We start from the raw sequence: 26,149 nt of genomic DNA on the forward strand, positions 1-26,149 counted from the left end.
TGGATGGCGAAAGAGGCGCAAATGATAAGGACTCACATTTGGCTTCTCAATCGAACAGTGGGTGGACACATTTCCAAATGTTGCACAGATGGAGTGAGGTGGCTGTGACGGCCTCATCGCGAGCAAGCTCGCTCCCACATTCGAACCGGTGACGACTGTGGGAGCGAGCTTGCTCGCGATGAGGCCATAAGCCCCAACCCACATCTCAGGCCTTGGCCAAATCCGGCAAGTCCCCACTCAACCCCAGCGCCTCGCGCACGAACAAGGCCTTGGCCTCAGGCAGGCGGTCCACCAGCTTCAGCCCGGTGTTGCGCAACCAGCGCACCGGCAGCGGATCGGCCTGGAACAACCGCTCGAAGCCCTCCATCGCCGCCATCAGCGCCAGGTTGTGGGGCATGCGTCGGCGCTCGTAGCGGCTCAACACCTTCACGTCCGCCAACCGCTCGCCACGACCAGCCGCGTGCAACAGCACTTCGGCCAGCACGGCGGCGTCGAGGAAGCCCAGGTTCACCCCTGCCCGGCCAATGGATGGATGGTATGGGCCGCGTCGCCGATCAACGCCAGCCCTTCGGCCACATAGCGCTTGGCATGTCGCTGGCGCAGCGGTACGCACAGGCGCGGGTCGGCGCTCAGTACCGGGCCAAGCTGGCCTTCGAAGGCGCGTTCCAGTTCGTTGCAAAATTCGCTGTCATCGAGCGCCATCAAGCGCTGCGCTTCTTCGGGGGTGGTGGACCAGACAATCGAGCACCAGTCGTGCTGGCCGTCACGCTCAAGGGGCAGGAACGCCAGCGGGCCGTTGTCGGTGAAGCGCTGCCATGCCGTCATCCGATGCGGCCGGGTGCTGCGCACGCTGGTGACGATGGCGTGGTGCAGGTAATCCCATTCGCGCGTCGCCACGCCGGTCAGGCGGCGCACAGCGGAATTCGCGCCATCGGCGGCAATGACCAGGGGCGCCCGCAACGTGCGGCCATCGGCCAGGGTCAGCAGCCAGTCGTCGCCAGAACGACGCATCTGCTCCAGCCGGGCGTTGGCCAACAAGCCCAGGTCGCAGTCATGCAGGCGGTCCAGCAGGGCATCCTGCACCACGCGATTTTCCACGATGTGCCCAAGCGTCTCGGCATGCAGGCTGGCCGCGGAAAAATGGATCTGCCCGGTGCCACTGCCGTCCCAGACGTGCATGTCGGTGTAAGGGCTGGTACGCCGGGTGGTGATGCCCTGCCAGACGCCCAGGCGATCGAGGATCCGCTGGCTGGCCGTCGACAAGGCACTGACCCGGGGCTCGAACGCGGCCTGGGGATCGAAGGGCTTGACGCTCATCGGGCTGCCGTCGAGCAACAACACTTGCAGGCCACTGCCCTGCAACGCCAGCGCCAGGGCGCTGCCGACCATACCGGCGCCGACAATCAGCAGATCTGCACGCAATTCCATGCTCTAAGCCTGTTTTGCGGGCGACATCAGCCGCCCATGAAAAGAAATGACCACCCCAGCCTCAAGCATCGGGACGCGTCCCCAGCCCCATGGCCTGGCGGGCGAACCAGCGCTTGGCCGGCGGCAGCAGGTCGAGGCCCAGCAAGCCGAGGTTGCGGCCCAGGGACACCAACGGCAGGCTGCTGCCGAACAGCCGCGTGACCTGGTCGGAGAAGCCCACGGTCAGGGCCTGGTCCATGCGCTGGCTCTCGCGGTAGGCTTGCAACACAGCAAAATCCCCCGGCTCGCGGTCGCTGTCGAGCAAGGCATCGGCCAGGGCCTGGGCATCGCGCAGGGACAGGTTGAACCCCTGCCCGGCAATCGGATGCAGGCTGTGGGCGGCATTGCCCAGGATCGCCAGGTGCGGACGGACCTGCTCTTCGGCCTCCACCAGCGCCAACGGGTACAGGTGCCGTACACCCACCTGCTTCAGCGTCCCCAGGCGATAACCGAACACACCCTGCAATTCGGCGAGGAAGCTGCGCTCGTCGAGGGCCGCCAGCCGTTGCGCGTCCATGCCCTGGCGGGTCCAGACCAGCGCGCAACGATTCTCCGGCAGCGGCAACAAGGCCATCGGGCCGTCATCGGTGAAGCGTTCGAAGGCCATGCCATTGTGGGCTTCGCTGGGGGTGATGTTGGCGATCAAGGCGCTCTGGTCATAGGGACGACTGCGTACGCCGACCCCCAACTGCTCGCGCAGGCTGGAGCGACCACCATCGGCCAGAACGGCAAGGTCGCACTCCAGGGTGGTTTCGTCGTCGAGGGTCAGGCGATAACCGCCGACCAGTGGCTCCATACGCGTAACCTGCGCCGGGCAGCGCCAACTGACCACCTCCGGGTCCAGGCCTTGCCACAGGCACTGGCCGAGCCAGGCGTTTTCCACCACGTAGCCCAGCGCCGGCACGCCCTCTTCCATGGCCGACAGCCGCGCGGTGGAAAACCGTCCGCGATCGGACACATGGATCTGCTTGATCGGTTCGGCACGACGGGAAATCTCCTGCCAGACACCCAAGCGTTGATAAATCTGCCGGGCACCGTAGGACAATGCCGAAGACCGGGCATCGTAGCTTGGCTGCCAGGCGTCGCCGGGGGCGAAGGGCTCGATCAGGATGATCCTCCAGCCCCGGGCCTTGGCACCGGCCTGCAGGGCCAGCGCCAGGCTCGCGCCGACCAGGCCACCACCGATGATCGCCAGATTGACCCGGCTCATGCCGCTTGCGTCCGGGCGGCGGCCATCAGGGCCTCGATGTCGGCGACCGTTTTCGGCACGCCTCGGCTCAGGATTTCACAACCGGTTTTGGTCACTACCACGTCATCCTCGATGCGCACGCCAATGCCGCGCCATTTTTTCGCGACACTGCGGTTGTTCGGGCTGATATAGATGCCCGGCTCCACCGTCAGCGTCATGCCGATTTCCAGGACCCGCCACTCGCCGCCAACCCGGTATTCGCCCACATCATGCACGTCCATGCCCAGCCAATGGCCGGCGCGGTGCATGTAGAACGCCCGGTAGGCCTCGCTGGCAATCAACTCGTTCACCTCACCCTCCAGCAGCCCCAGGTGCACCAACCCTTCGGTTATGACCCGGACCGTCGCTTCGTGGGCCTGGTTCCAGTGCTTGTCCGGTGCGATCTGGGCAAACGCGGCTTCCTGGGCGGCCAGCACCACTTCGTAGATCGCCTTCTGCTCGGGCGAAAACTTGCCGCTGACCGGCCAGGTACGGGTGATATCGCTGGCGTAGCAGTCGATTTCACAGCCGGCATCGATCAACACCAGGTCGCCGTCCTTGAGCAGCGCATCGTTCTGCTGGTAGTGCAGGATGCAGCTGTTGCGCCCCGCCGCGACGATCGAGCCATAGGCCGGCATCTTCGCCCCGCCCTTGCGGAATTCATAATCGAGCTCGGCCTCCAGGCTGAACTCGTGCAACCCCGGGCGCGCCGCCTGCATCGCCCGGATGTGCGCCTGGGCGGAGATCCGCGCCGCTTCGCGCATGACCTTCAGTTCCGCCGCCGATTTATACAGGCGCATATCGTGCAGCAAGTGATCCAGGGCAACGAATTCGTTCGGCGGCTGGGCGCCGAGGTGGGCCTTGGAGCGAATCACGTTGATCCACTCCATCAGGTGCCGGTCGAATTCAGGGTTGCTGCCCATGGCCGAATACACCCGGTCGCGGCCTTCGATCAGGCCCGGCAGGATGTCGTCGATGTCGGTGATGGGAAACGCGTCGTCGGCACCGAAGTCACGGATCGCCCCTTCCTGGCCGGCGCGCAGGCCGTCCCACAACTCACGTTCGGCGTTGCGCTCGCGGCAAAAGAGGATGTATTCGCCATGGGCGCGGCCGGGCATCAGCACCAGCACCGCTTGCGGCTCGGGGAAGCCGCTGAGGTACTGGAAGTCACTGTCCTGGCGGTAGACATGCTCGACGTCGCGGTTGCGGATCGCAACGGCGGCGGCGGGCAGGATTGCGATGCTGTTGGGTTCCATCTGCGCCATCAGGGCCTTGCGGCGACGGCTGTATTCCGATTTCGGGATATGAATCATGGGCAGACGGGGTTCCCTCTGAAATTCAATGCAAGGACGGCTTGGGAGCCGCTGCATCGGTTTTCTTGGTCTCTGTGAACAGTAGCAATGGTGCGACCCGCAGGTACTCCATCACTTCCATGTAGTCGCTTTCGCCGTCATCGGACTCTTCCAGGGCATCCTGGACCTGGGAGATCGCGGCCAAGTCCTGCAGCACTTCCTTGGCCTCTTCGCTCAGCGCGTATTCGCGGCGGGTCAGGCCGAAGCCGGCAAGGAAGCCCTGGCACCACTGGCCCAGCGCCGCGGCGCGCTCGGCCAGGGGGGCGTCGTCGGTGGGCAGCAGCAGGACGACGGTCATGTCATCGCTGGTCAACTCGCCCTTGACCATTTCCTGCAGGCCGATCAGCGCGTTACGGACGTTGTCCGCCGGCTCGCCTTCCAGCAGCTCGGCGGCGTCGGCCAACCAGCCGTCGGCATCGAAACCGGCGCCGGCGCAACTGCGGCCGAGCAACAGGCCATGCAGTTCGGCAGGCGAGACAGGGTGACCGCTGGTGCTCAGCAGGGTGGCGAATGCTTGATACGGGGAATTCTGAATGGGCATGGGCAGCTAGGCGCCAGACGGCGCTATGTCTAGAATGGAGGCCTTGTATCCTACATCGACAGACTCGCCAAGACTATCAGAGGCTGTGCGACCCACATCCCTCCATCAGACACATTCTTCAGTGGACACAATGGAAGACACCGACCTGCAAGCGCTGATGGCCAGACTCGAACTGCTAATTGACCGGGTCGAGCAACTTAAGAGCCAAAACGGACTCCTATTAGCTCAGGAAAAGACCTGGCGCGAGGAACGCGCGCACCTCATTGAAAAAAACGAAATCGCCCGGCGTAAGGTCGAATCGATGATTTCGCGCCTCAAGGCCCTGGAGCAAGACTCATGAGTTCAAGCAATAGCGTTACCGTGCAGATCCTCGACAAAGAATATTCGATCATCTGCCCCCAGGAAGAGCGCAGCAACCTGGTGAGCGCCGCCCGTTACCTGGACGGCAAGATGCGCGAGATCCGCAGCAGCGGCAAAGTCATCGGCGCCGACCGCATCGCCGTGATGGCCGCCTTGAACATCACCCACGACCTGCTGCATCGCCAGGATACGCCGGACGTACAGGTCAGTGGCTCGACCCGTGAGCAGGTACGCGACCTGCTCGATCGGGTGGATCTGGTGCTCGCCACCGATCCAGACGTCAGCAAGGGCTGATTCGCGAGGCTGCCTGGGGTATACTCGCCTCACTCCCTGGGGTGCTTGCCAGTTGGTGATGTCCCTGAGCCGATACGCACAACCACGGGGGTTGCACGTTGGGGCCGGTGTGCATGTCCGCTTGACGGAAAGCCTTAACGCCTCCTGCAACTTCCACCTTGAACTTTCGGGTTCAAGGGCTAAGCCGACAGCGGTTCATCCGGGGAGCCTGACTCCAGACAATGCCAGTCCATGTGGACTGGCATTGTCGTTTCCGGGCGCAGGCATTTCTGAGCGTCCTGTTTTGCGGTTACGCTGTACGGCATCGCCACTGCGTGAAGCCTCGACATGACTGAACCCGCGCTGCTGCCCCGCCCGCAACTTCGCCGCCTGCTGCGCCAGGCCCGTCGCGCCCTGACGCCCGCCCAGCAACGGCAAGCCGCCCGCGGGCTGTACAAACAACTGGCCCAGCATCCGTTGTTCCGCCGAGCGAAGCACATCGCCCTGTACCTGCCCAACGATGGCGAGATCGACCCGCGCCTGCTGCTGCGCGCAGCCCAGCGCCGGGGCAAGGCCACCTATCTGCCGGTGCTCAGCCCGTGGCCGCAGACCAAGATGGTGTTCCAGCGCATCCACCCCGGCGAAAAAATGCAGCCCAACCGGTTTCGCATCCCCGAGCCACGCAAGAACATCGCCCGACAACGCAAGGTCTGGACGCTGGACCTGGTGTTGTTGCCATTGGTGGGATTTGACGATGCGGGAGGTCGGCTAGGCATGGGCGGCGGCTTTTACGACCGCAGCCTGGCGTACCTGGCGCGACGCAAGCAGTGGCGCAAGCCGACGCTGTTGGGGCTGGCCCATGAATGCCAGAAGGTCGAACGATTGGCGCAGGCAAGCTGGGACGTGCCGCTACAGGGAACGGTCAGCGACAGGCAATGGTATATCGCGGGGTTGACGCCGCGGTAATCAGCGGCGCCTGGAAAGCAGGTTCAGCGTTTGAGCGTTGGCGCGGGCTGGGTGATATCCACCGGCGCCTCGGTCTTGTTGGCCCACAGGCTCTGGGCGTAACCCGTGGTCACGACACCCAGTCCGAACAGAATGACCAAGATCCACAACAAATCCGGTTTGCGTTTCATCGATTGCCCCCCTCAAGGCATATCACACACGATGACAGCAGCGGTTTTCTTATTGGCCGTGCAGCAGCGTCAAGCTTGGAAGGCCGGCATTTTGCGGCAAGCTGCAGCGACACGCAAACTCTGGCGTCAACCGACTGTCGGTTTGTCATAAAATCGCCGAACTATTTTGATACCCACCGCCCAGGAGAAAAAATCATGGCCTATTGGCTGATGAAGTCCGAGCCCGACGAATTGTCCATCCAGGGCCTGGAAAAACTCGGCCAGGCCCGCTGGGACGGCGTTCGCAACTACCAGGCGCGCAATTTCCTGCGGGCCATGACAGCGGGTGACACGTTCTTTTTCTACCACTCCAGTTGCCCCGAGCCGGGCATCGCCGGGATTGGCAAAATCATCCAGGCAGCCTACCCCGACCCTACGGCCCTGGACCCGGACAGCCATTATTTCGACCCCAAGGCCGGCCCGGATAAAAACCCCTGGACCGCAATCGACGTGGCGCATGTCGAGACCTTCCCCCGCGTCCTCAAGCTCGACTACCTCAAGCAACAGGCCGCCCTGGCCGAGATGCCCCTGGTGCAGAAAGGCTCGCGGCTTTCGGTGATGCCGGTGACCGCCGAGCAGTGGGCGGCAGTGATTGCCCTGCGCTGAACCTCCATGTATTGATGGATATCAAGCTGGGGCGGTAGCGGATCCAGCAAACTGGACGCTATAGCCGCAGGATGCCGGACATGTCGACGCCCCCTCATACCTCTCGTTTCTTCGCCCTCGCCCTGCTGGCCGTCTTGTTGGCCGCCGGCGGGTTCGGCTACTGGAAGTCCCGACATGACCGCCTGCCGGAAGGCCTGAGCATAGGCAACGGGCGCCTCGAAGCCACCGAAGTCCAGATCGCCAGCAAGACCCCCGGTCGCCTGGCCGAAGTGCTTGCCAATGAGGGCGACAAGGTCGTCAAAGGCCAGTTACTGGCGCGCATGGACACCCGTACCCTGGAAGCCCAGCGCAACCAGGCCGAAGCCGAAGTGCTGCGGGCCCGGGAAAATCTCGCGGCCACCGAGGCCAATGTACATCTGCGCCAGAGCGAACAATTGCTCGCCCACCAGGAACTCCAGCGGACCCGGGAACTGTTCAAGCGTGGTTTTGCCAGCGGCCAGGTCATCGACCAACAGCAAGCTCGCATGGACACTGCCAACGCCGCGGTCAATGCGGCCCGGGCCCAGGTATCGGCGGCAAACGCCGCCATCGGCGCGACCCTCGCCCAGGTGGCCCAACTGACCAGCGAAATCGACGACAGCCGCTTGCGCGCGCCCATCGACGGCGTGATCCAACTGCGCCTGGCCGAGCCGGGCGAAGTGCTGGGTGCTGGCGGACGGGTGCTGCTGATGATCGATCCGAACGACCAGTACATGAACCTCTACCTGCCGGCCTCCGTGGCCGGGAAACTGGCGGTCGGCGACGAAGCACGCGTGCTGCTCGACGCCCTGCCCGAGCGACCGCTGCCGGCCACGATCAGCTTCGTCGCGGCGAAATCCCAGTTCACCCCCAAGGAAGTCGAAACCCGTGACGAACGCCAGAAGCTGGTGTTCCGCGTCAAGGTACGCCTGACCCGGCCCGGCGAGGTGCCCCAGGCCAAACCCGGCATGCCGGGTGCCGGCTATCTGCGCATCGCCCCCATCGACTGGCCGGCCAACCTGCAATGAACGCCGGCGGCGGCGAACCGGCGCTGCGCGCCTCGGGCCTCAAGCACCGCTACGGCGCCCATGCCGCCCTGGACGACATCGCTTTCAATCTGCCCGTCGGCACTCGCTGCGGCCTGATCGGCCCGGACGGGGCCGGCAAGTCGAGCCTGCTGGGATTGATTGCCGGGGTGAAGAAACTCCAGCACGGCGAACTGGACGTACTGGGCGCATCGATCGAGGACCGGCATCATCGCAACACCCTCTACCGACGTATCGCCTTCATGCCTCAAGGACTGGGGGGCAACCTTTATCCTGATCTGTCGATACGCGAGAACATCCGGTTTTTCGGCACGCTGTTCGGACTGTCGCGGGCGGAATGCGAACAACGCATGGGCACGCTGCTGCTGGCGACCGACCTGCAGCGTTTTGCCGACCGCCCGGCGGGCAAGTTGTCCGGTGGCATGAAACAGAAGCTCGGCCTGTGTTGCGCTCTGATCCACGAGCCGGACCTGCTGATTCTCGACGAACCCACCACTGGCGTGGACCCGCTGTCGCGGCGACGCTTCTGGGAACTGATAGAAGACGTGCGCCGCCAACGACCGCAACTGACCCTGCTGGTCGCCACGGCCTACATGGAAGAAGCCGAACAATTCGAGCATTGCCTGATGCTCGATAACGGTCGCTTGATCGCCCAGGGATTGAGCGCGGACCTGGCCGCTGTCACGCCGGACGGCAAGCTCGACTCGGCCTTCACCCATTTCCAGGGCGACAGCGGTCACGACGCCGAGCCGCTGACGATCCCTCCCAGGGGCGACAGCACCGCCGACATTGCCATCGAAGCCCATGACCTCACCTTGCGCTTCGGTGATTTCACCGCGGTCGATCACGTCAGCTTCGCGATTGGTCGTGGTGAGATTTTCGGTTTCCTGGGCTCCAACGGTTGCGGCAAGACCACCACCATGAAAGTGCTGACCGGGCTGATGCCTGCCAGCGAAGGCAGCGCACGCCTGCTGGGCAACCCGGTCAACGCCAAGGACCTCGCCACTCGCAAACGGGTGGGTTTCATGTCCCAGAGTTTCTCGCTGTACGGCGAGCTGAGCGTGCGCCAGAACCTGACCTTGCACGCCAAGCTGTTCGACCTGCCCAAGACCGAAAGCACCAGCCGCATCGAAGACCTGATCCAACGTTTCCAGTTGCAGGACCTCGCCGACCAGCCTTCCGGGGCATTGCCCCTGGGCCTGCGCCAGCGTTTGTCCCTGGCGGTGGCGGTGCTGCATCGCCCGGAAGTGCTGATCCTCGACGAGCCGACCTCCGGCGTCGATCCGGCCGCCCGGGATGACTTCTGGCGCCTGTTGATCGAGTTGTCTCGCGAACAGGGCGTGACGATTTTCCTCTCCACGCACTTCATGAACGAAGCCCAGCGCTGTGACCGTATTTCGCTGATGCACGCCGGCAAGGTCCTGGCCTGCGACACGCCAACGGCCCTGCAGGCGCAGTTCAACGGCCAGACCCTGGAAGCCGCGTTCGTCAGCTGCCTGGAACAGGCCCAGGGCGAGGCGCAGCCAGACGCCACCCCCGTGGCCCTCGACCAGGCCGACACCCCGCGGGACCGGCACGGCCTCAGCCTGGGTCGCCTGTTGGCCGTCGCCAGCCGGGAAGGCAAGGAACTGCTACGGGACAAAGTGCGAATGGCATTCGCCCTGCTCGGTGCCCTGTTCATGATGGTGATCTTCGGCTACGGCATCTCCCTGGACGTGGAAAAGCTCGCTTTCGCCGTGTTCGACCAGGATCAGAGCCCACAAAGTCGCACCTACCTGGAAGCTTTTCGCAGCTCGCGCTATTTCGAGGAGCAACCGGCTATCCGCGACGCCAACGAACTGCATCGACGCCTGCAACGCTCGGAAATCAAGCTGGCCCTGGAAATACCGCCTGGTTTCGGTCGCGACCTGTACGCCGGCCGACAGCCCACCGTCGGCGCCTGGCTGGACGGCGGCATGCCGTTCCGCGCCGAGACCAGTCGCAACTATGTCGAGGCCGTGCACCTGGCCAACCTCGAACAATGGGCCGAACAGAGCAGCCCGGCGCGCCCCCCGCACACCGCGGCCAAGCTGGAAACCCGGTTTCGCTACAACCAGGACGTGGTCAGTGTGAATGCCATCGGACCGGGGGTCATGGCACTGATCCTCGCGTTCATTCCCGCCATGTTGACGGCTCTGGGCATCGTGCGGGAGAAGGAACTGGGCTCGATCACCAACTTCTACGCCACGCCGCTGACCCGCCTGGAGTTCCTGCTGGGTAAACAGGCCCCCTACCTGGTCGTCAGCCTGGTCAACCTGGCCCTGCTGACGGCCATGAATCGCTGGCTGTTCGGCGTGCCGTTCAAGGGCAGCGGCCTGACGCTGGCACTGGGCGGCCTGCTCTACGTGCTGGCGACCACCAGCATGGGCTTGTTGATCTCGGCGTTCACCCGCACCCAGATCGCTGCGATCCTCGGCACCATGATCATCACCAGCCTGCCGACCATCCAGTTCTCCGGGCTGATCGTGCCGCGCTCGTCCCTGGAAGGCGCAGCGTCGGTGATGGGCCAGTTGTTCCCCGCCGGCCATTTCCTGGACATCGCCGTCGGCACCTTCACCAAGGCCCTGGATCTGCGCCAGCTATGGCCGCAATGCCTGGCGTTGTTCGGGTTTTTCCTGGGGTTCACCGGGCTCAGCCTGGTCATGCTGAAGAAGCAGGAGGCCTGATGCGCACGCTTTCACACATCTGGCGCCTGGGCCTCAAGGAACTGACCAGCTTGCGGTACGACTCGGTCCTGCTGCTGTTTTTGGCTTACGCCTTCACTGTGGCGATCTATATGCCGGCCGCAGGCTCGGTGATTGGCGTTCACAACGCCAGCGTGGCGGTGGTGGATGAAGACCAGAGCCTCCTCTCACGCCAACTGGCCCAGGCACTGCAACCGCCGGAGTTCCAGACTCCGATGGCGCTGCCCTATGCCGAACTGGACAAGGTCATGGACAGTGGCCGCTACACCTTCGTGATCAACGTGCCCGCCAACTTCCAGGCCGACCTGCTTGCCGGACGCGAACCGGCGTTACAACTGAACGTCGATGCCACGGCCATGAGCCAGGCGTTCATGGGGGCCGGCTACATCGGGCGGATTTTCCAACAGCAATTGCTGACCTACAGCGGCCAGGCACAAGCGAGCGAGCAAACGCCCATCAGGCTGACCACCCGTGCGCTGTTCAACACCAACCTTGAGGGTGGATGGTTTCTGGCGGTGATCCAGATCGTCAACAACATCACCATCCTGGCCATCATCCTGACCGGAACCGCACTGCTGCGCGAGCGCGAGCACGGCACCCTCGATCACTTGCTGGTGCTGCCACTGACGGCCCTGGAAATCATGCTGGCGAAAATCTGGAGCAACATGCTGGCGGTCGTGCTGTGCACCTGGGCGTCGCTGGAAATCATCGTCAAGTTTGCCCTGGGCGTGCCGCTCGCCGGCTCCATGCTGCTGTTCCTGCTGGTGACGGCGCTCTACCTGTTCGCCAGCACCGCCCTGGGTATCTTTCTCGCCACCCTGGCGCGCTCGACGCCGCAGTTCGGCTTGCTGTCGATCCCGGTGATCATCCCGATGCTGCTGTTGTCCGGCGGCAGCACCCCGCTGGACAGCATGCCGCAATGGCTGCAATGGGTGATGCAAGGCTCGCCTTCGACCCATTTCGTCAGCCTCAGCGCGGCGATCCTGTTCCGTGACGCAGGGGTTGGCGTGGTCTGGCCAGACCTGTTGGCACTGGCGGCCATCGGGCTGTCGTTCTTCGCTATTGCCCTGGGGCGTTTTCGTAAAAGCCTGGCCTCTTGATAAAAAAAAGCCTTGGACAGAGCCTGGAAACCCAGGCCCTGTCCAAGGCTGTGTGCCAGCGCTTATTGAATGATCAGGTTGTTGAACAACAGATCGTCCACCATCGGCTTGCCGGTCTCGTCATTCATCACCTGCTGGGTCTGCTTCAAGGCTTCCTGGCGCAGCTTTTCCTTGGCTTCGAGGTTGTTCATCGTCTCGGTGGTCTGCTGGGCGAACAACGCCACCAATTGGTTACGAATCAGCGGCTCGTTGGCCTTGACCGCCGCAGCGGCGGCGTCACCGGTCACGCGCAGGGCCACATCGGCCTTGTAGACCTTCAGCTTCGCCGTGCCGTCCAAGCCATAGTTGCCCACGAATGGCGGGCTGAGGGTGATGTAACTGACTTTCGGTGCCTCGCCCTCTTTCGCTTCCTTGGCCTCTTCGGCCATTGCCGCCACAGGCAACGACAGGGCCAGCATCAACATGATCCGCGCTTTCACAATTGACTCCTCATCCGGTTTGCGGCCCAGCATACCGCCCCACCGTTCAAGCACAAGCTTATGGCCGGCTATCAGGGCGGGGCATGCTCGTTGACCCGTTGTCTCTCACACCTACACTTATCGGCCATCACTCCCAAAGGAATAGCCCTGATGAAAGCCGTGCTGTGCAAAGAATTCGGCCCCGCCGAATCGCTGGTGCTGGAAGACGTCGCCAGCCCCGTCGCCAAGAAGAACGAAGTGCTGCTGGACGTGCACGCCGCCGGGGTGAATTTCCCTGACACACTGATCATCGAGGGCAAATATCAATTCAAGCCCCCCTTCCCGTTTTCCCCCGGTGGCGAAGCGGCGGGCGTGGTCAGCGAGGTGGGTGAGAAAGTCAGCCATTTGAAGGTCGGCGACCGGGTGATGGCGCTGACCGGTTGGGGCAGCTTTGCCGAACAAGTGGCGGTGCCAGGCTACAACGTGTTGCCGATTCCCGCGGCCATGGACTTCAACACCGCCGCCGCCTTCAGCATGACGTATGGCACCTCGATGCACGCCCTCAAGCAACGGGCCAACCTGCAACCCGGCGAAACCTTGCTGGTGCTCGGCGCCTCCGGTGGCGTTGGCCTGGCGGCCGTGGAAATCGGCAAGGCCATGGGCGCCCGGGTCATCGCCGCCGCCAGCAGCGCGGAAAAACTTGCCGTGGCCAAGGCAGCCGGCGCCGACGAACTGATCAACTACAGCGAAACCAGCCTGAAAGATGAAATCAAGCGCCTCACTGACGGCCAGGGCGCCGATGTGATCTACGACCCGGTGGGTGGCGACCTGTTCGACCAGGCCATCCGCGCCATCGCCTGGAACGGCCGGCTGCTGGTGGTGGGCTTCGCCAGCGGACGCATCCCCGAACTGCCGGTGAACCTGGCGCTGCTCAAGGGCGCCGCCGTGGTGGGCGTATTCTGGGGCTCCTTCGCCCAACGCCAACCCCAGGACAACGCCGCCAACTTCCAGCAATTGTTCGGCTGGTTCGCCGAGGGCAAGCTCAAGCCGCTGGTGTCGCAGGTATACCCGCTGAGCAACGCGGCACAAGCCATCAATGATCTGGGCCAACGCAAGGCAGTCGGAAAAGTGGTGGTTCAGGTTCGCTGATTGCTTACCCGAACGGTTTCATACCGGGCCGTAACCCTGCGACCCGGTTTCGCCATTCCCACAGCGCCCTTCATTTACACCTGAGCGACATGTTCATAAAAGAACACGGTATCTCCAACATTCCTGCTTTTTTGTTGATGCGAACCGATGCTATTTTCGGTAACGAAACTGTAACATTCGCATCCGCAGTCAAAACAAGAAATCTGGAGCTCTTGAATGTTTGCTTTCTTTCGTCCCGCCGCCCATCAGGCTCCATTGCCTGAAGAAAAAATAGACAGCACCTACCGACGCCTGCGCTGGCAGATCTTCGCCGGGATTTTCATTGGCTACGCCGGCTATTACCTGTTGCGCAAGAACTTCTCCCTGGCCATGCCGTACCTGATCGACGAAGGTTACACCCGTGGCCAGTTGGGCCTGGCCATGTCGGCCATCGCCATTGCCTACGGGCTGTCGAAGTTCCTGATGGGCCTGGTGTCCGACCGTTCCAACCCGCGCTACTTCCTGCCCTTCGGCTTGTTGGTATCGGCGGGGGTGATGTTCGTGTTCGGTTTCGCACCCTGGGCAACCTCCAGCGTGACCATGATGTTCATCCTGCTGTTCATCAACGGCTGGGCCCAAGGCATGGGTTGGCCGCCAAGCGGACGCACCATGGTGCACTGGTGGTCGCAGAAGGAACGTGGCGGCGTGGTCTCGGTGTGGAACGTGGCGCACAACGTCGGCGGCGGCCTGATCGGCCCGCTGTTCCTGCTGGGGATGGGCTGGTTCAACGACTGGCACGCGGCATTCTATGTGCCCGCTGCCGTAGCGCTCGCCGTTGCGGTGTTTGCCTTCGTGACCATGCGCGACACGCCGCAATCCGTGGGCCTGCCGCCCATCGAGAAATACAAGAACGACTACCCCGAAGGCTACGACGCGAGCCACGAGAACGAATTCAGCGCCAAGGAAATTTTCGTCAAATACGTGCTGCGCAACAAAATGCTCTGGTACATCGCCATGGCCAACGTCTTCGTCTACCTGCTGCGCTACGGCGTGCTGGACTGGGCGCCGACCTACCTCAAGGAGGCCAAGGGCTTCACGGTGGACAAGAGTTCCTGGGCCTATTTCTTCTACGAGTGGGCAGGCATTCCCGGCACGCTGCTGTGTGGCTGGATGTCGGACAAGATCTTCCGTGGCAACCGTGGCCTGACCGGCATGGTGTTCATGGCCCTGGTGACCGTGGCCACGCTGGTGTACTGGCTGAACCCGGCCGGCAACCCGACCGTCGACATGATCGCCCTGGTTTCCATCGGCTTCCTGATCTACGGCCCGGTGATGTTGATCGGTTTGCAGGCATTGGAGCTGGCACCGAAGAAAGCCGCCGGTACAGCTGCCGGCTTCACTGGTCTGTTTGGTTACCTGGGTGGCTCGGTCGCGGCCAGCGCCGCCATGGGCTACACCGTGGACCATTTTGGCTGGGACGGTGGCTTTGTGCTGCTGATCGGCGCCTGCCTGCTGGCAATGGCGTTCCTCGCGCCCACGCTGTGGCACAAGCAAATAGCCAGTCAGAGCCGCGAAGCGGTCGCCTGATCCAGCGCTGATTGGCAGCGCTTGAGCCGCGCCTCCAGATTCCGGTCTGGCATGGCGTGGCTGCGCAGGGCGTGGACGGTCTGCTCGACGTAATCGCGAGTGGTGCCGTAACGCCCACAGGCGCTTTCGAACACCTGGCTCAGCACATGGTCCGGCACGTTGCCGGCATAGCTGGGCAGGTGCCGCTCCAGCACAAACCCCAAGGCTTGCACCCGGCTGCCATCCTCGAGACGGCAACTGAGCCAGTGCGGACGATAGGACGGGACCGGCATCTCGCGCTGCCACAGGGCAAACAGCGAGTCCTCGAGATTCTCTTCCGGCAATTGGTAGGCGAACCCGCTGCACGAACCGCCGCGATCCAGCCCGAACACCAGCCCCGGCAACTCCGGGGTCCCGCGGTGCTCATGGGACCACAGGTACAAACCGCGATGATAACCATGGACCCGACCGCGCATGCGCTGCACCGCCGTGCATTCCGGCCGCCAGATCAATGAACCGTACGCGAACAGCCAGACCGGACCGCCCTGGTGGAGACTCATGGTCAATTGCATCGAGGCGAGCAATTGCTCACGGGTCAGCTGCGGCCCCAACTCGAGTCGTGGCGGGTACAAGGCACAGGTAATGGCGGATTCGATAGCGGTCATGGCCGGTAGCGGTTGGCTCCTCGCGGGTCGGAAAGTGAATGGGGCCCGTCATGGGGTTGACGTTCACAGGGATCAAGGCAAGTTAAATGCCATCCACTCCCTATATACGTTATCGGTATCTAGCCTTGAGACTAAATATCGAAACGAAATATATGCAGTTATATCGATGGGTGGACATGCGCTGTTGTGGCGAGGGCGCTTGCTCCCGCTGGACTGTATAGGAGGCGGTTGCTGCGCAACCGAGCGGGAGCAAGCTCCCTCGCCACAAAAAGCGCACGATCCAGATCACAAAAGCGCATGAATCCAGATTTCAGGTCAGCCGCTAAGCCCGAGGCGCATAGGCAAATACATCGGCGCGCATCTGGTGGGCGTCCATGCCGGCTTCCACCAGCGCATCGAGCGTGGCATAGATCATGGCCGGCGAGCCGCTGGCGTAGACGTGCACGCCGGAAAGATCGCTGAGGTCCTCGCACACCGCTTCATGGAGCATCCCGCAGCGACCTTCCCAGCCGCACAAGTCGCTGACGACTTTGTGCAGGAACAGGTTCGGCAGCTTTTTCCATTCGTCCCAATGCTCGATTTCATAGAAATCGTCCGGCCGCCGCACGCCCCAGTACAGATGCACCGGGTGCTTGAAGCCCGCAGCACGACAATGCTCGATCAGGCTGTGCATCTGCGCCATGCCGGTTCCGGCGGCGATCAGCACCAACGGTCCGTCCGGCAACTCGGACAAATGCGTGTCGCCAAAAGGCATTTCGATGCGCACGCTGGGGTTGCGTTGCAGTTGTTCCAGCAGCGCCTGTGCACTGCTTTCGCGCACCAACACATGCAGCTGCAGCTCGCGCCCGGAATGCGGTGCCGAGGCCAGGGAGAACGCCGATTTTTCGCCGTTTTCCCGTTCGATCATCAGGTACTGCCCGGCGTGATAGCGCGGTGGCTTGCCCGCTGGCGCCCGCAAGCGCACTCGCCAGACATCGCCGCCCACGTCGGCGCACTCGATCACCTGGCACGCCAGGTTGCGTACCGGTAGCTCACCTGGCGAGAGCACGCCGTCCCACAACACCACGCAATCCTCCAACGGCTCGGCGATGCACGTGAAAATCTCACCGTGGTCGCGCACCTCGCCCGCCTGTTCCACACGGCCTTCCACCAGCAACGCACCACAGACGTGGCAGTTGCCGTTGCGGCAGCTTTGCGGGCATTCATAGCCCAGGCGCCGCGCGCCATCGAGAATCCGCTCGGCGGGCCGTATCTCCAGCACCGCCCCGGAAGGCTGCAAGGTTACACGCATCAATCTATTCCTAACTGATTCCAGATGGCATCGATCCGTTGGGTAACGGCTTCATCCTTGACGATAACCCGGCCCCACTCGCGAGTGGTCTCACCGGGCCATTTATGCGTGGCATCGAGTCCCATCTTCGACCCCAGGCCAGACACCGGCGAGGCGAAGTCGAGGTAGTCGATCGGCGTATTCTCGATCATCACCGTGTCGCGCTTGGGGTCCATGCGCGTGGTGATGGCCCAGATCACGTCGTTCCAGTCCCGTGCGTTGATATCGTCGTCAGTGACGATAACGAACTTGGTGTACATGAACTGTCGCAAAAACGACCAGACCCCGAGCATCACGCGCTTGGCATGCCCCGGATACGACTTCTTCATGGTCACCACGGCCATGCGATACGAACAACCTTCCGGCGGCAGGTAGAAGTCGGTGATTTCCGGAAACTGCTTCTGCAGGATCGGCACGAACACTTCGTTCAGCGCCACGCCGAGAATGGCCGGCTCATCGGGTGGACGGCCGGTGTAGGTGCTGTGGTAGATCGGCTTGATCCGATGGGTGATGCGCTCGACGGTGAACACGGGGAAGCTGTCCACTTCGTTGTAGTAGCCGGTGTGGTCGCCGTACGGACCTTCATCGGCCATTTCGCCGGGATGGATCACACCTTCAAGAATGATCTCGGCGGTGGCCGGCACTTGCAGGTCATTGCCACGGCATTTCACCAGCTCCGTACGGTTGCCCCGCAACAGGCCGGCGAACGCATATTCGGAGAGGCTGTCGGGCACGGGCGTGACGGCGCCGAGGATGGTCGCCGGGTCCGCGCCCAAGGCCACCGACACCGGGAAGGGCTGGCCGGGGTGTTTCTCACACCACTCACGGTAGTCCAATGCACCGCCGCGATGACTCAGCCAGCGCATGATGACCTTGTTGCGGCCAATCACCTGCTGACGGTAGATGCCCAGGTTCTGGCGGTCCTTGTTCGGGCCTTTGGTGACAGTCAGGCCCCAGGTGATCAGCGGCCCCACGTCGCCCGGCCAGCAGGTCTGCACCGGGAGCGTGGCCAGGTCGACGTCGTCGCCCTCGATGACCACTTCCTGGCAGATCGCGTCCTTGACGACTTTCGGCGCCATGGCAATGATCTTGCGGAAAATCGGCAGCTTGGACCAAGCATCCTTCAGGCCTTTCGGCGGCTCGGGCTCCTTGAGGAAGGCCAGCAGCTTGCCGATCTCACGCAATTCGCTGACGGCTTCGGCCCCCATGCCCAGGGCAACACGCTCCGGCGTACCGAACAGGTTGCCCAGCACTGGAATGTCGTACCCCGTCGGGTTTTCGAACAGCAGCGCCGGGCCTTTCGCACGCAGGGTGCGGTCGCAGACCTCGGTCATTTCCAGGACAGGAGACACCGGTACCTGAATGCGCTTGAGTTCGCCGCGCTGTTCCAGCCCGCTGATAAAGTCGCGCAAGTCGCGATACTGCATGCAAAAGCCTCATGGTGGCCGTGGCGTTCGGGGGCCCGAGTTTAACGCCGCCCGTCCAGAATAGTGAATGCACAGATAGCAAAAAGCCGGGTTTCCCCGGCTCTTGCTGGCCTGTCTTGGCGATTTACTTGCGTTTCATCGACAGGAAGAACTCATCGTTGGTCTTGGTCGTTTTCAACTTGTCGACCAGGAACTCGATGGCGGCGACTTCATCCATCGGATGCAGCAGCTTGCGCAGGATCCACATGCGCTGCAACTCGTCGTCGGCGGTCAGCAACTCTTCGCGGCGCGTGCCGGAACGGTTGATGTTGATGGCCGGGAACACACGCTTCTCGGCGATACGACGATCCAGAGGCAGCTCCATGTTGCCGGTGCCCTTGAATTCCTCGTAGATCACTTCGTCCATCTTCGAACCGGTTTCAACCAGTGCGGTGGCGATGATGGTCAGCGAACCGCCTTCCTCGATGTTCCGCGCGGCGCCGAAGAAACGCTTTGGTTTTTCCAGCGCATGGGCATCGACACCACCGGTCAGTACCTTGCCGGAGCTCGGGATCACGGTGTTGTAGGCACGGGCCAGACGGGTGATGGAGTCCAGCAGGATCACCACGTCTTTCTTGTGTTCGACCAGGCGCTTGGCCTTCTCGATCACCATTTCGGCAACCTGCACGTGGCGGGTTGGCGGCTCGTCGAACGTCGAGGCGACCACTTCGCCGCGCACGGTGCGCTGCATCTCGGTCACTTCTTCCGGACGTTCGTCGATCAGCAACACGATCAGGTGAACTTCAGGGTTGTTACGGGCGATGTTGGCCGCGATGTTCTGCAGCATGATCGTCTTGCCCGCTTTCGGCGGCGCCACGATCAATCCACGCTGGCCCTTGCCGATGGGTGCGCACAGGTCGATCACGCGACCGGTGAGGTCTTCGGTGGAACCGTTGCCGGCTTCCATCTTCATGCGCACGGTCGGGAACAGCGGGGTCAGGTTCTCGAAGAGAATCTTGTTCTTCGCGTTTTCCGGACGGTCGAAGTTGATCGTGTCGACCTTGAGCAGGGCGAAATAACGTTCGCCTTCCTTCGGAGGGCGGATCTTGCCAACGATGGTGTCACCGGTGCGCAAGTTGAAGCGACGGATCTGGCTCGGCGAGACGTAGATATCGTCCGGGCCGGCGAGATAGGAAGCGTCTGCGGAGCGAAGGAAGCCGAAGCCGTCCTGGAGAATCTCCAGCACGCCATCACCGGAGATTTCCTCGCCGCTTTTCGCGTGCTTCTTGAGCAGGGAGAAAATCACGTCCTGCTTGCGCGAACGGGCCATATTTTCTATGCCCATCTGTTCGGCCAATTCGAGCAGTTCGGTAATCGGCTTTTGCTTGAGTTCAGTCAGATTCATATAGGAATGACGTAATCATTTATGGAGGGGGGAAATTAAGCTTTTGGCTTAATGAGGCCGCGCCGCAGAGAAGGCGACAGGATCGCGTACTTATTCGAAAGGAGAGCGTCGGCGACGGCTTGCAGGGGGCAATGGAGAAACCAGTGCGGGGCCGAATGTACCACCTGGGTTTGCAAGCGTCTAGCCCCGGATAACGAAAAAGCCCCGCGATTTGCGGGGCTTTTTCAGTGGCATTCGGCGCTTAGATGTTGGCGTCGAGGAAAGCAGCCAGTTGCGACTTCGACAACGCACCGACCTTGGTGGCTTCGACGTTGCCGTTCTTGAACAGCATCAGGGTCGGGATACCACGCACGCCGTGCTTGGCCGGAGTCTCCTGGTTTTCGTCGATGTTCAGCTTGGCAACGGTCAGCTTGCCCTTGTAGGTCTCGGCAATCTCGTCCAGGACTGGGGCGATCATTTTGCAGGGACCGCACCACTCAGCCCAATAGTCGACCAGTACCGCGCCTTCGGCCTTGAGTACGTCAGCTTCGAAGCTAGCGTCGCTAACGTGTTTGATCAGATCGCTGCTCATGGAAATCTCCGGGGTCATCAGCAAAAAAACGTGGCCCATCATAGCGGCCCTTCCCGGGTTCAGGAAGCCGCAGTTGATTGAGTCTCGCTATGGCGCAGGATGTATTTGGGTATGGCCCGACTCATGAAGCCGTGGGGGCGACGAACGAAATCCCGGTACGCAGTGCAGCGTTACGTACATGTTCCTGCATGGCTTTTTGCGCGGCGCCGCAAGCCCGACGGGCCAGGGCGCGAAGGATCTTGCGGTGCTCCTGCCAGGTTTCCATCGCCCGCTCCGCCCGGATGAACGGTAGTTTCTGGCTTTCCAGGAAGATGTCGGCGCTGGCGGTAAGGATGCTCAACATCGCCTGGTTGCCGCTGACCAGCAGGATTCGCCGATGGAATTCGAAATCCAGCCGCGCGGCGGCGTCGAAATCGCCGACCTTCAGCTCCCGGCGCATGGCTTCGACATTGTCTTGCAACCGGTCGAGTTCATCGGCGCTGAGCGTCACCGCCGCCAACCCCGCCGCAAAGCCCTCCAGGGCGTAGCGCAACTGGAAGATGTCCACCGGCGAAGCCTGGGCCGCGAACGGCCAACCCGGCGCCGACTCGGTGCGTGGGGCCTCTACCGGTGCCTGCACGAACACCCCCTTACCCGGCTGCACGCTGATCATGCCCAAGGCACTCAGGGAGGACAGCGCTTCGCGCAACGACGCCCGGCTCACGCCCAGCTGCAGCGCCAGGTCCCGTTGCGACGGCAACGCATCGCCTGGGCCGAAGCCTTCATCGACGATCAGTTTGCGGATGGCTTGCAGAGCCACTTCAGGAACGGCACGAGCGATGGAATTCATGGTTTTTTCAGACGAACCGGGCCAGTGAGCGGCTAGTTGTAAAGCTATTCGCCGCGCCCGGCAAGTCGTGCCCCAGCAGGGTTCGGCGACAAATGCCGACGCCCGATAACGGTGCGAAACACAATGCAACTGTTCAGACCAGTAAGACCGCTGCCCACCAGCAAAACCGTGGCTTTGGCCGATTAAAAGTCGCCTTGGCATGGCCTGTGCTCTGTCCGAACGCAGAAATCACATCACCGATTGCGGAGATTCGCCATGATTCAGCGTTGCAGTGTCCTGCTCACAGCCCTGTTTGCCAGCCTGATGCTTTGTCAGTTACCCGCCCACGCCGATGGCCTGGAAGACGTGGTCAAGCGTGGCACCCTCAAGGTCGCCGTGCCCCAGGACTTCCCGCCATTCGGTTCGGTCGGCCCGGACATGAAACCCCGTGGCCTGGACATCGACACCGCGAAACTGCTGGCCGACCAGCTCAAGGTCAAGCTTGAACTGACACCGGTCAACAGCACCAACCGCATCCCCTTCCTGACCACTGGCAAGGTCGACCTGGTGATTTCCAGCCTGGGCAAGAACCCGGAGCGGGAAAAAGTCATCGACTTCTCCAGTGCCTATGCGCCGTTCTACCTGGCCGTGTTCGGCCCGCCCGATGCCGCCATCAGCACCCTGGACGACCTCAAGGGCAAGACCATCAGCGTCACCCGTGGCGCCATCGAAGACATCGAGTTGACCAAGGTCGCCCCCGAAGGCACCACCATCAAGCGCTTCGAAGACAACAACTCGACCATCGCCGCCTACCTGGCCGGCCAGGTGGACCTGATCGCCAGCGGCAACGTGGTGATGGTCGCCATCAGCGAACGCAACCCCAAGCGTGTTCCGGCGCTGAAGGTGAAACTCAAGGACTCGCCGGTGTACGTGGGCGTGAACAAGAACGAGCCGGCGCTGCTGGACAAGGTCAACCAGATCCTGGCCACCGCCAAGACCGATGGCAGCCTGGAGAAGAATTCCCAGACCTGGCTCAAGCAGCCACTGCCGGCCGATCTCTGACCGTCGCTTGAGAGGCTGAGCATGGCTTATCAGTTCGATTTTCTGCCGGTGGTGCAAAACACCGAGCTGCTGCTGCGCGGTGCGCTGTTCACCCTGGAACTGACGGCCATCGGTACGTTGCTCGGGGTCGGCCTGGGCATCGTCGGCGGCGTGGTGCGGGCGTGGAACATTCGTCCGTTCGCGGCGATCTTCGGTGTGTACGTGGAATTGATCCGCAACACACCGTTCCTGGTGCAGTTGTTTTTCATCTTCTTCGGCTTGCCGTCCCTGGGCCTGCAGATTTCCGAATGGCAGGCGGCGGTGCTGGCGATGGTGATCAACCTCGGCGCCTACTCCACCGAGATCATCCGCGCCGGTATCCAGGCCATCCCGCGGGGGCAACTGGAAGCGGCCGCGGCCCTGGCCATGAGCCGCTTCGAGGCTTTCCGCCACGTGGTGCTGCTGCCGGCATTGGGCAAGGTCTGGCCGGCCCTGAGCAGCCAGATCATCATCGTGATGCTCGGCTCGGCGGTCTGTTCGCAGATCGCCACCGAAGAGTTGAGCTTCGCCGCCAACTTCATTCAGTCGCGCAACTTCCGCGCCTTTGAAACCTACGCACTGACCACGCTGATCTATTTGTGCATGGCGCTGCTGATCCGCCAGTTCCTGAACTGGGTGGGGCGCCGCTACATTGCCAGGAGCGGCCAATGAGCGATTTCACTTTCTGGGACGTGGTGCGCAACCTGCTCACAGGCCTGCAATGGACCCTGGCGTTGTCGCTGGTGGCGTTTATCGGCGGCGGCGTAATCGGCCTGCTGGTGATGGTGCTGCGCATCTCCAAAAGCGCCCTGCCCCGCAACATCGCCCGCACCTACATCGAGTTGTTCCAGGGCACGCCGCTGTTGATGCAACTGTTCCTGGTGTTCTTCGGCGTGGCCCTGGCCGGCGTAGAGATTTCGCCGTGGATGGCGGCGGCCATTGCCCTGACGTTGTTCACCAGTGCCTACCTGGCGGAGATCTGGCGCGGTTGTGTCGACTCGATTTCCAACGGCCAGTGGGAAGCCTCGGCGAGCCTGGCCCTCAACCCGCTGGAGCAGTTGCGCTACGTGATCCTGCCCCAGGCCCTGCGCATCGCCGTGGCGCCGACCGTGGGCTTTTCCGTGCAGGTGGTCAAAGGCACCGCCGTGACGTCGATCATTGGCTTTACCGAACTGACCAAGACCGGCGGCATGCTCGCCAACGCCACGTTCGAGCCGTTCATGGTCTATGGCCTGGTCGCCCTCGGTTACTTCCTGCTCTGCTACCCCTTGTCCCTCAGTGCGCGCTACCTGGAAAGGAGACTGCATGCCTCTGCTTAGAATTACCGCCCTGCATAAATACTACGGCGATCATCACGTGCTCAAAGGCATCGATCTGACCGTCGAGGAAGGCCAGGTGGTGGCGATCATCGGCCGTAGCGGCTCGGGCAAATCCACCTTGCTGCGCACCCTCAATGGCCTGGAGTCGATCAACGACGGCGTGATCGAAGTCGACGGCGAATACCTCGATGCCGCCCGCGCCGACCTGCGCAGCCTGCGGCAGAAAGTCGGAATGGTGTTCCAGCAATTCAACCTGTTCCCGCACCTGACGGTGGGCGAGAACGTGATGCTCGCGCCGCAAGTTGTTCAAAAAGTGCCCAAGGCCAAGGCGGCCGAGCTGGCGCGGCAGATGCTCGAACGGGTCGGGCTTGGCGAGAAGTTCGACGCCTTCCCCGACCGGTTGTCCGGCGGCCAGCAGCAACGGGTGGCGATTGCCCGCGCGCTGGCGATGTCGCCGAAAGTGCTGCTGTGCGACGAAATCACCTCGGCCCTGGACCCTGAACTGGTCAATGAAGTGCTCAGCGTGGTGCGGCAACTGGCCAAGGAAGGCATGACCCTGATCATGGTCACCCACGAAATGCGTTTCGCCCGGGAAGTGGGCGACAAACTGGTGTTCATGCACCAGGGCAAGGTGCATGAGGTGGGCGATCCCAAGGTGCTGTTCGCCGATCCGCAGACCGCGGAGCTGGCGAATTTCATCGGGACCGTCGAGCCGGCCTGATGCTCGCGGCCAAAGAGCTCTCGTGGCGAGGGAGCTTGCTCCCGCTCGGCTGCGAAGCAGTTGTGAAACCGCCTAACCGAGTTTTCCTGATGGACCGCGTTGAATGGCTTTGGGGCCGCTTCGCAGCCCAGCGGGAGCAAGCTCCCTCGCCACGGGAACTGCTCTGGCTCAAGGGTTTGGTTCAGGTGCGTTGGCGTAAGCGGTCGATCGTGGCAGGATGGCGAGGTTATCGACCGAGACTTTTTGACCATGCCGCCATCCCAAGCCAAGAATCTGTCCCTGATCGCCGCCATCGACCTGGGCTCCAACAGCTTCCACATGGTCGTCGCCAAGGCCCAGAACGGGGAAATCCGCATTCTTGAGCGGCTCGGCGAGAAGGTCCAACTGGCCGCCGGCATCGACGAAGAACGCAAGCTCAGCGAAGAATCCATCCAGCGCGGGCTCGATTGCCTCAAGCGGTTTGCCCAACTGATCAACGGTATGCCCCTGGGCGCGGTGCGGATCGTCGGCACCAACGCCCTGCGCGAGGCGCGCAACCGTGGCGAATTCATCCGTCGCGCCGAAGAGATCCTCGGCCATCCGGTGGAAGTCATCTCCGGCCGTGAAGAAGCCCGCCTGATCTACCTTGGCGTCTCCCACACCCTGGCCGACACCCCGGGCAAGCGCCTGGTGGCGGACATCGGTGGTGGCAGTACCGAATTCATCATCGGCCAGCGCTTCGAACCGCTGTTGCGCGAAAGCCTGCAGATGGGCTGCGTCAGCTACACCCAGCGTTATTTCCGCGACGGCAAGATCACCCCGGCCCGCTACGCCCAGGCCTACACCGCGGCGCGCCTGGAAATCATGAGCATCGAACACGCCCTGCACCGCCTGACCTGGGACGAAGCCATCGGCTCCTCCGGGACCATTCGCGCCATCGGCCTGGCGCTCAAGGCTGGCGGCCACGGTACTGGCGAGGTCAACGCCGAAGGCCTGGCCTGGCTCAAGCGCAGGGTGTTCAAGCTCGGTGAAGCGGACAAGATCGATTTCGAAGGCATCAAGCCCGACCGCCGGGCGATTTTCCCGGCGGGCCTGGCGATCCTCGAAGCGATTTTCGACGCCCTCGAACTGCAACGCATGGACCACTGCGAGGGCGCTCTGCGCGAAGGCGTGCTCTACGACCTGCTGGGGCGTCATCATCACGAAGACGTGCGTGAACGCACCCTGGGCTCGCTCATGGAGCGTTATCACGTCGACCTGGAGCAGGCTGCACGAGTCGAACGCAAGGCACTGCATGCCTTCGACCAGGTGGCCGATGACTGGGACTTGAACGACGGGGTCTGGCGCGAACTGCTGGGCTGGGCCGCCAAGGTCCATGAAGTGGGCCTGGACATTGCCCACTATCACTACCACAAGCATGGCGCCTACCTGATCGAGCACTCGGACCTGGCGGGCTTCTCCCGGGAAGACCAGCAGATGCTCGCGCTATTGGTGCGCGGCCATCGGCGCAACATTCCCAAGGATAAATTCGCCGAGTTCGGCGATGACGGCATCAAGCTGATTCGCCTGTGCGTACTGCTGCGCTTTGCGATCCTGTTCCACCACATCCGTGGCACCCAGGAAATGCCCCAGGTCGCCCTGCATGCCGACGGCGATCAACTGGACGTGATGTTCCCCGACGGATGGCTGGAAGAAAACCAGCTGACCCAGGCCGACTTCGCCCAGGAAGCCGAGTGGCTGACCCGGGTCGGGATTGTGCTGAACATTCACTGAGCCCCGGCTACAACACAGATCTGTGTGGCGAGGGAGCTTGCTCCCTCGCCA

25 protein-coding genes, 1 other RNA gene and 1 pseudogene are annotated in these 26,149 nt (G+C 62.6%); 15 read left to right on the plus strand and 12 right to left on the minus strand.

All coding sequences use genetic code 11. The annotated features are described in order from the left end of the window. Positions 1-205 precede the first annotated feature (205 nt). The 4 genes and pseudogenes from ACZ5M5_RS29230 to ACZ5M5_RS29245 all read right to left on the minus strand — a co-directional run bounded on the left by ACZ5M5_RS29230 (position 206) and on the right by ACZ5M5_RS29245 (position 4,588). A pseudogene (locus tag ACZ5M5_RS29230) lies at positions 206-1,422 on the minus strand (2-octaprenyl-3-methyl-6-methoxy-1,4-benzoquinol hydroxylase). 67 nt (positions 1,423-1,489) lie between these two features. Further along, positions 1,490-2,677 (minus strand): 2-octaprenyl-6-methoxyphenyl hydroxylase, encoded by a 1,188-nt coding sequence (ubiH, locus tag ACZ5M5_RS29235; RefSeq protein WP_060740136.1) that lies wholly within the window; start codon positions 2,675-2,677, stop codon positions 1,490-1,492. Continuing rightward, positions 2,674-4,008 carry a Xaa-Pro aminopeptidase gene (gene pepP / locus ACZ5M5_RS29240; protein ID WP_060740135.1) on the minus strand — a complete coding sequence of 445 codons (1,335 nt, stop codon included), beginning with the start codon at positions 4,006-4,008 and terminating at the stop codon, positions 2,674-2,676. Before pepP ends, ubiH begins: the two co-directional genes overlap by 4 nt. Before the next feature lie 25 nt (positions 4,009-4,033). Then, positions 4,034-4,588, minus strand: a complete 555-nt coding sequence (locus tag ACZ5M5_RS29245; protein ID WP_060740134.1) for a YecA/YgfB family protein — start codon at positions 4,586-4,588, stop codon at positions 4,034-4,036. 130 nt (positions 4,589-4,718) lie between these two features. Between ACZ5M5_RS29245 and ACZ5M5_RS29250 the strand changes: the two genes are divergently transcribed. The 4 genes from ACZ5M5_RS29250 to ACZ5M5_RS29265 all read left to right on the plus strand — a co-directional run bounded on the left by ACZ5M5_RS29250 (position 4,719) and on the right by ACZ5M5_RS29265 (position 6,187). Beyond that, entirely contained in the window at positions 4,719-4,928 is a 210-nt protein-coding gene (locus ACZ5M5_RS29250) for a TIGR02449 family protein (protein ID WP_003177365.1), read from the plus strand. Beyond that, on the plus strand, positions 4,925-5,242 hold the full coding sequence (locus ACZ5M5_RS29255; protein WP_039590276.1) for a cell division protein ZapA: 318 nt from the start codon (positions 4,925-4,927) through the stop codon (positions 5,240-5,242). The genes ACZ5M5_RS29250 and ACZ5M5_RS29255 overlap by 4 nt, the downstream gene beginning before the upstream one ends. Before the next feature lie 30 nt (positions 5,243-5,272). Next, a non-coding RNA gene (ssrS, locus tag ACZ5M5_RS29260) (6S RNA) lies at positions 5,273-5,452 on the plus strand. A gap of 117 nt (positions 5,453-5,569) precedes the next feature. Continuing rightward, positions 5,570-6,187 (plus strand): 5-formyltetrahydrofolate cyclo-ligase, encoded by a 618-nt coding sequence (locus tag ACZ5M5_RS29265; protein WP_103309018.1) that lies wholly within the window; start codon positions 5,570-5,572, stop codon positions 6,185-6,187. A gap of 23 nt (positions 6,188-6,210) precedes the next feature. On the opposite strand, the gene ACZ5M5_RS29270 is transcribed toward ACZ5M5_RS29265, so the two are convergent. Further along, the gene (locus tag ACZ5M5_RS29270) at positions 6,211-6,357 is read right to left on the minus strand and encodes a hypothetical protein (protein ID WP_177431714.1); all 147 of its coding nucleotides are present in this window, start codon (positions 6,355-6,357) and stop codon (positions 6,211-6,213) included. 195 nt (positions 6,358-6,552) lie between these two features. Between ACZ5M5_RS29270 and ACZ5M5_RS29275 the strand changes: the two genes are divergently transcribed. From ACZ5M5_RS29275 to ACZ5M5_RS29290, 4 genes are all read left to right on the plus strand, one after another. Further along, complete coding sequence (locus tag ACZ5M5_RS29275; RefSeq protein ID WP_103309019.1) at positions 6,553-7,002, plus strand: EVE domain-containing protein; 450 nt, start codon at positions 6,553-6,555, stop codon at positions 7,000-7,002. An 80-nt stretch (positions 7,003-7,082) separates the two neighbouring features. After that, positions 7,083-8,048 carry an HlyD family secretion protein gene (locus ACZ5M5_RS29280; RefSeq protein ID WP_464738312.1) on the plus strand — a complete coding sequence of 322 codons (966 nt, stop codon included), beginning with the start codon at positions 7,083-7,085 and terminating at the stop codon, positions 8,046-8,048. Next, positions 8,045-10,771 carry a ribosome-associated ATPase/putative transporter RbbA gene (gene rbbA / locus ACZ5M5_RS29285; RefSeq protein WP_464738313.1) on the plus strand — a complete coding sequence of 909 codons (2,727 nt, stop codon included), beginning with the start codon at positions 8,045-8,047 and terminating at the stop codon, positions 10,769-10,771. The genes ACZ5M5_RS29280 and rbbA overlap by 4 nt, the downstream gene beginning before the upstream one ends. Further along, complete coding sequence (locus tag ACZ5M5_RS29290; protein ID WP_464738314.1) at positions 10,771-11,889, plus strand: ABC transporter permease; 1,119 nt, start codon at positions 10,771-10,773, stop codon at positions 11,887-11,889. Before rbbA ends, ACZ5M5_RS29290 begins: the two co-directional genes overlap by 1 nt. A gap of 62 nt (positions 11,890-11,951) precedes the next feature. Here the strand turns inward: ACZ5M5_RS29290 and ACZ5M5_RS29295 are convergent, their stop codons facing one another. Next, complete coding sequence (locus ACZ5M5_RS29295) at positions 11,952-12,368, minus strand: flagellar basal body-associated protein FliL (protein WP_060743112.1); 417 nt, start codon at positions 12,366-12,368, stop codon at positions 11,952-11,954. 150 nt (positions 12,369-12,518) lie between these two features. Between ACZ5M5_RS29295 and ACZ5M5_RS29300 the strand changes: the two genes are divergently transcribed. Together ACZ5M5_RS29300 and glpT are read left to right on the plus strand one after the other, a co-directional pair. Beyond that, a complete protein-coding gene (locus ACZ5M5_RS29300) occupies positions 12,519-13,496 on the plus strand; it encodes an NADPH:quinone oxidoreductase family protein (protein WP_060740128.1) in 978 nt (325 codons plus the stop codon). Between the two features lie 216 nt (positions 13,497-13,712). Continuing rightward, positions 13,713-15,062, plus strand: a complete 1,350-nt coding sequence (glpT, locus tag ACZ5M5_RS29305; RefSeq protein WP_060740127.1) for a glycerol-3-phosphate transporter — start codon at positions 13,713-13,715, stop codon at positions 15,060-15,062. Here the strand turns inward: glpT and ACZ5M5_RS29310 are convergent. The 6 genes from ACZ5M5_RS29310 to ACZ5M5_RS29335 form a co-directional block, all read right to left on the minus strand. After that, positions 15,038-15,706, minus strand: a complete 669-nt coding sequence (locus ACZ5M5_RS29310; protein WP_060740126.1) for a gamma-glutamylcyclotransferase — start codon at positions 15,704-15,706, stop codon at positions 15,038-15,040. The two genes, glpT and ACZ5M5_RS29310, sit on opposite strands and share 25 nt — an antisense overlap. A gap of 322 nt (positions 15,707-16,028) precedes the next feature. After that, the gene (locus ACZ5M5_RS29315; RefSeq protein ID WP_060740125.1) at positions 16,029-16,997 is read right to left on the minus strand and encodes a CDP-6-deoxy-delta-3,4-glucoseen reductase; all 969 of its coding nucleotides are present in this window, start codon (positions 16,995-16,997) and stop codon (positions 16,029-16,031) included. Further along, entirely contained in the window at positions 16,997-18,463 is a 1,467-nt protein-coding gene (gene ubiD / locus ACZ5M5_RS29320; protein WP_060740124.1) for a 4-hydroxy-3-polyprenylbenzoate decarboxylase, read from the minus strand. The genes ACZ5M5_RS29315 and ubiD overlap by 1 nt, the downstream gene beginning before the upstream one ends. 124 nt (positions 18,464-18,587) lie before the next feature. Then, positions 18,588-19,847 carry a transcription termination factor Rho gene (gene rho / locus ACZ5M5_RS29325; RefSeq protein WP_003206716.1) on the minus strand — a complete coding sequence of 420 codons (1,260 nt, stop codon included), beginning with the start codon at positions 19,845-19,847 and terminating at the stop codon, positions 18,588-18,590. A gap of 241 nt (positions 19,848-20,088) precedes the next feature. Beyond that, positions 20,089-20,418 (minus strand): thioredoxin TrxA, encoded by a 330-nt coding sequence (trxA, locus tag ACZ5M5_RS29330; RefSeq protein ID WP_003206727.1) that lies wholly within the window; start codon positions 20,416-20,418, stop codon positions 20,089-20,091. 121 nt (positions 20,419-20,539) lie between these two features. Further along, complete coding sequence (locus ACZ5M5_RS29335) at positions 20,540-21,247, minus strand: FadR/GntR family transcriptional regulator (RefSeq protein WP_464738315.1); 708 nt, start codon at positions 21,245-21,247, stop codon at positions 20,540-20,542. A 255-nt stretch (positions 21,248-21,502) separates the two neighbouring features. Between ACZ5M5_RS29335 and ACZ5M5_RS29340 the strand changes: the two genes are divergently transcribed. The 5 genes from ACZ5M5_RS29340 to ppx all read left to right on the plus strand — a co-directional run bounded on the left by ACZ5M5_RS29340 (position 21,503) and on the right by ppx (position 26,098). Continuing rightward, positions 21,503-22,288, plus strand: a complete 786-nt coding sequence (locus tag ACZ5M5_RS29340; protein WP_060740122.1) for a transporter substrate-binding domain-containing protein — start codon at positions 21,503-21,505, stop codon at positions 22,286-22,288. Between the two features lie 21 nt (positions 22,289-22,309). Further along, entirely contained in the window at positions 22,310-22,978 is a 669-nt protein-coding gene (locus ACZ5M5_RS29345) for an amino acid ABC transporter permease (RefSeq protein WP_072405981.1), read from the plus strand. Beyond that, the gene (locus ACZ5M5_RS29350; RefSeq protein WP_053126442.1) at positions 22,975-23,625 is read left to right on the plus strand and encodes an amino acid ABC transporter permease; all 651 of its coding nucleotides are present in this window, start codon (positions 22,975-22,977) and stop codon (positions 23,623-23,625) included. The genes ACZ5M5_RS29345 and ACZ5M5_RS29350 overlap by 4 nt, the downstream gene beginning before the upstream one ends. Then, a complete protein-coding gene (locus ACZ5M5_RS29355) occupies positions 23,612-24,346 on the plus strand; it encodes an amino acid ABC transporter ATP-binding protein (protein WP_192262569.1) in 735 nt (244 codons plus the stop codon). Before ACZ5M5_RS29350 ends, ACZ5M5_RS29355 begins: the two co-directional genes overlap by 14 nt. A 249-nt stretch (positions 24,347-24,595) precedes the next feature. Continuing rightward, entirely contained in the window at positions 24,596-26,098 is a 1,503-nt protein-coding gene (gene ppx / locus ACZ5M5_RS29360) for an exopolyphosphatase (protein ID WP_060740119.1), read from the plus strand. The last annotated feature ends 51 nt before the right edge of the window (positions 26,099-26,149 follow it).

Source organism: Pseudomonas sp. Van50, from assembly GCF_055390755.1.